Here is a 4,209-nt window from a genome sequence, read left to right on the forward strand (position 1 = left end):
GCAGTGTGCTCAGGATCAATCCGAGTGCGGTGCGCTGCCGGAAGCGATACCGCGCCGCGCGCGCGATCGCGTCGGCCTCCGGATCGAACCCGCCGCGGCCACGCCGGGACGGGACGAAATCGCGTGCGGCCGATCCGGGTTCGTCGCCGACGCGGTCGTCGAGATCATCGGAATTGTCCAGATCGTCGTCGAGATCGTCGTCGGGATCCACACCGCCGCGCCGGGCCGGAACCGCCGCGCCGGGCGCGGGTGGGATGCGGGCCATGCTCGTCTGCGGGCGGTCCTCGGTCGCGGGGGCCGGTACGTCGTCGGCCTCCTCACGATCGTCGGCATCGTCCGGATCGCCGTCGCGGGCGTCTCCGGCGAGGTCACCGCCGGACTCGCCCTCGGCTGTGCCGTCGACATCGCCGGGTTCGTCGCCGTCCGGCTCGGCATCGGCGGCGTCTACGGGGGTTTCGCGGGCGTGCTCCTCGCCCGCGACCGCGCGACCGGGCGGATCACCGGCACTCCGGCGGGCCCGCGTCACCTCCGATTCGGCGCGCTCGGGTGCGTTCCGGTCGTCCTCGATGACGGGCTCATCGGCCGATGTCGTCATCCGGTCCTCCGCATCATCGCCGTGGGAAAGCCTTTTCTGCCGAGGGGCCGGCACCCAGTCCGGATCGGTCTCATGTCCGGTGGCCGGCCCTTTCTTCGCACGTCGTCTGGTACCGCCTCGATGCAGCACCCGGGTTGCCAGGGCCACGTCCGTGGTGCGGCGGATCCGCGGGTGCCGATCCGCGAGCATCGGGAACAGCACGAAGACCCAGAGCACGACCAGCGCGATCCACAAGATCGAATTCGGCATCGCGCTCCCACCTCCGTCCCCGCCTGACCACTGTCCCTTCTCGACCACTGGGCAGGTTCTCGCCACCTGTTCCGTCCTGGCACCGGACGCACCACCGACGTCCGTAGGTTAATGCGGCGTCACAGGAATATCCCGCAGGCGCGCCGCCCACACCTGTCCCACCCGTCACAAGCCGGTCATCACCCGGATCGGGTGCGTCGACGCGGGACACGCCGTGTGACGGGGCCGCTCACGGCGGCGTGGCACGACCGGAGCGAATGAGGCGATCGACGACCGTGCCGGATACCTCCTCGGCGGTCATCGCGACCAGCAGATGGTCCCGCCACGCGCCGTCGACGTCCAGATAGCGTCGCAATGTGCCCTCCTCGCGGAAGCCCACATTGCGCAGGACCGCCTGGCTGGCCAGATTCTCCGGGCGCACCGTCGCCTCCACCCGATGCAGGCCGACGGGCCCGAAACAGTGGTCCAGACCCATCGCCAACGCGGCGGTGGCCACTCCTCGGCCGCCGACGTCCTTGGCGACCCAGTAGCCGATCCACGCCGAACGCAGCGCCCCGCGCACGATGTTGCCGATGGTCAGCTGACCGCCGAAGGATCCGTCGACCTCGATCACCAACGGCACCATCGCACCCCGGCGCGCCTCGGCCTTCAGACTCGACCACAGCGCGGGCCAGTTGGAGGCGTGATTGCGCGCCTCCCAGCTACCCCGGCCGGTCGGCTCCCAGGGCTCCAGATGTTCGCGGTCGCGCAGGCGGATGCGCGACCAGGCCGCCGCGTCCCGCAGCCGGATCGGGCGCAGGGTCACCCGCCCGCCCGCGACGCGAACCGGACCGAGATGGGCGGGCCAGCCGGGATGCTGGGCGGCCCGGAATACGTTCATGTCCACAGATCACCCGCGCTGTGCGAGAAATGCGACCTGGACCTCGTCACCGGTGCGAATATCGGTGACCTCCGGGTCGATGACGATCAGGCTGTTGGCCTCGGCCAGGGTCGAGAGCAGATGCGACGAGCCGTTGACCCCCAACGGCTGAACCAGGTATTCGCCGGTCTGCTCATCGCGCATCAACTGGGCGCGCAGGTAGCCGCGGCGGCCCTCCATCGAGGTGATCGGCATGATCGTGCGGGCCCGCACCACGCGGCGCATCGGATGCCGGCGACCCAGCGCGATCCGGATCAGCGGCCGCACCATGATCTCGAAAACAACCAGTGCGCCAACGGGATTCGACGGTAGGAGGAACGTCGGCACCTCGTCGCGGCCGAGCCGGCCGAAACCCTGGACGGAACCCGGATGCATGGCGACCCGATCGATGGTCAGCTCGCCCAGCCCCTCCAGGGCCTCGCGGATCTGATCGGAGGCCCAGCCGCCGACCGCGCCCGCGATCACGACGACCTCCGAACGCACCAGCTGTCCCTCGACCACATCGCGCAGGCGCTTGGGATCGGCGCTGACGATGCCGACCCGATTCACATCGGCGCCGGCGTCGCGGGCGGCGGCGGCCAGCGCATAGGAGTTCACGTCGTAGACCTGCCCCGGACCGGGCGTGCGATCGATGTCGACCAGCTCGCCACCGATCGAGATGACCGACAGCCGAGGCCGCGGATGCACCAGCACCTTGTCCCGGCCGACCGCAGCCAGCAGGCCGACCTGCGCCGCGCCGATGATGGTGCCCGCCCGGACCGCGACATCGCCGGGCTGCACGTCGTCACCGATGCGCCGCACGTAATCGCCGGACCGGACCGGCTCGTAGATCTTGATCCGGGCCCGGCCGCCGTCGGTGAAGTCCAGGGGCAGCACAGCATCCGCGAGGGTGGGCAGCGGCGCGCCGGTATCGATGCGCACCGATTGCCGCGGCTGCAATCGAATCGGCTGGCGCGAACCGGCGGCGACCTCCCCGACCACCGGCAACGTCAGATCGATCGGATCGCCGTCCTCGGTGCGGATATCGGCGCCGGCGCCCTGCACATCCACGCTGCGCACGGCATATCCGTCGATGGCGGCCTGATCGAATCCGGGCAGCGGACGCTCGGTGACCACATCCTCGGCACACAGCAGACCCTGGGCCTCGGAAATCGCGACCCGGACCGGCCGCGGGGCGACGGCCGCCGCGGTCACCTTGATCTGCTGGTCCTCAACCGAGCGCATGCCGCCCTTCCCCTTTACTCCGACTGATCACCCGGCCCCGCGGTGACGGGACCCGGCCGATCCCGCCGTCACGACGAGATCAGCTGCGGGTTCCAATCCGGAGCAAGCCGACGCTGCAACCACTCGCGCAAGGCGGGGCCGTATTCGTCTCGCTCCAAAGCGAAATCGACCGCAGCACGAAGATAACCGCCAGGGTTGCCGAGGTCGTGGCGCGACCCACGGTGGACGACGACATGAACCGGATGTCCCTCCGCGATCAGCAGCGATATGGCATCGGTGAGCTGGAGTTCACCGCCCGCACCCGGCTCGATGCGGCGCAGCGCGTCGAAGACGGCGCGATCGAGCAGATACCGGCCCGCGGCGGTGAAGGTCGACGGCGCCTCCTCGAGCGCCGGCTTCTCCACCATGCCGACCACACGCAGCACGTCGGGGTTCGTGCTGTCGGTCACCGGCTCCACGTCGAAGACGCCGTAGGCGCTGACCTCCTGCTTCGGCACGTCGATCGCGCAGAGCACGGTGCCGCCGCGTTTGCGCCGGACGCGGCTCATCACGTCGAGGACGCCGCACGGCAGCACCAGGTCGTCGGGCAGCAGCACCGCGATGGCGTCCTCGTCGGGATCGAGCGCCTGCTCGGCCTGGGCGACGGCATGGCCCAGCCCGAGCGGCTCGTCCTGCACCACCGAGGTCACGTCGAGCAGACCGGGAGCCTTGCGCACCTTCTCCAGCAGCTGGAACTTCCCGCGCTCGGCGAGCGTGCTCTCCAGCACCAGATCCTCGACGAAGTGGGCGACGACCCCGTCCTTGCCGGGCGAGGTCACGATGACCAGCCGCTGGGCGCCCGAGCCGGCGGCCTCGGCGGCCACCAATTCGATACCGGGTGTGTCCACCACCGGCAGCAGCTCTTTCGGCACGGTCTTGGTCGCGGGCAGGAACCGTGTCCCGAGTCCGGCCGCGGGGACGACCGCGGTGCGGAAGCAGGAACTCACGGCCTGCGTCGCGTCCGATCCGGCGTCAGCTGTCATAAGTGCACACCCTATCCATCGCTCTTGTCGTCGGACCGGCTCGACACCGGACCGGCATCTGGGAAGCCTAGGCGGCCGCGGCGGCGCCGTCGCACCGAAACGGTGCGGCAGCAACCCTCACCAGCGAGTTCGCGGTACCGCGTCGGGTCAGCGATTCCCCGCCGAGGGCACCTGGAAACACGGGAGCGGGCAAACTCACC

General features: G+C 70.2%; 4 protein-coding genes. All 4 read right to left on the minus strand.

The features are described from left to right. A partial coding sequence (gene sepX / locus ON23_RS38730; protein ID WP_373282229.1) for a divisome protein SepX/GlpR occupies positions 1-844 on the minus strand: 844 nt, incomplete at its 3' end. 229 nt (positions 845-1,073) lie between these two features. Further along, positions 1,074-1,724, minus strand: a complete 651-nt coding sequence (locus tag ON23_RS23380) for a GNAT family N-acetyltransferase (RefSeq protein ID WP_039780804.1) — start codon at positions 1,722-1,724, stop codon at positions 1,074-1,076. Between the two features lie 9 nt (positions 1,725-1,733). After that, entirely contained in the window at positions 1,734-2,987 is a 1,254-nt protein-coding gene (gene glp / locus ON23_RS23385) for a molybdotransferase-like divisome protein Glp (RefSeq protein WP_039780806.1), read from the minus strand. 68 nt (positions 2,988-3,055) lie between these two features. Further along, positions 3,056-4,009 (minus strand): UTP--glucose-1-phosphate uridylyltransferase, encoded by a 954-nt coding sequence (locus ON23_RS23390; RefSeq protein ID WP_039780808.1) that lies wholly within the window; start codon positions 4,007-4,009, stop codon positions 3,056-3,058. Between the last annotated feature and the right edge of the window lie 200 nt (positions 4,010-4,209).

The organism is Nocardia cerradoensis NBRC 101014 (genome assembly GCF_000308535.1).
Classification (GTDB): Bacteria; Actinomycetota; Actinomycetes; order Mycobacteriales; family Mycobacteriaceae; genus Nocardia; species Nocardia cerradoensis.

Coding starts and splice junctions, on each gene's coding strand:
- ON23_RS23380 (WP_039780804.1), bottom strand. CDS start 1,724: ATGAACGTATTCCGGGCCGCCCAGCATCCCGGCTGGCCCGCCCATCTC.
- glp (WP_039780806.1), bottom strand. CDS start 2,987: ATGCGCTCGGTTGAGGACCAGCAGATCAAGGTGACCGCGGCGGCCGTC.
- ON23_RS23390 (WP_039780808.1), bottom strand. CDS start 4,009: ATGACAGCTGACGCCGGATCGGACGCGACGCAGGCCGTGAGTTCCTGC.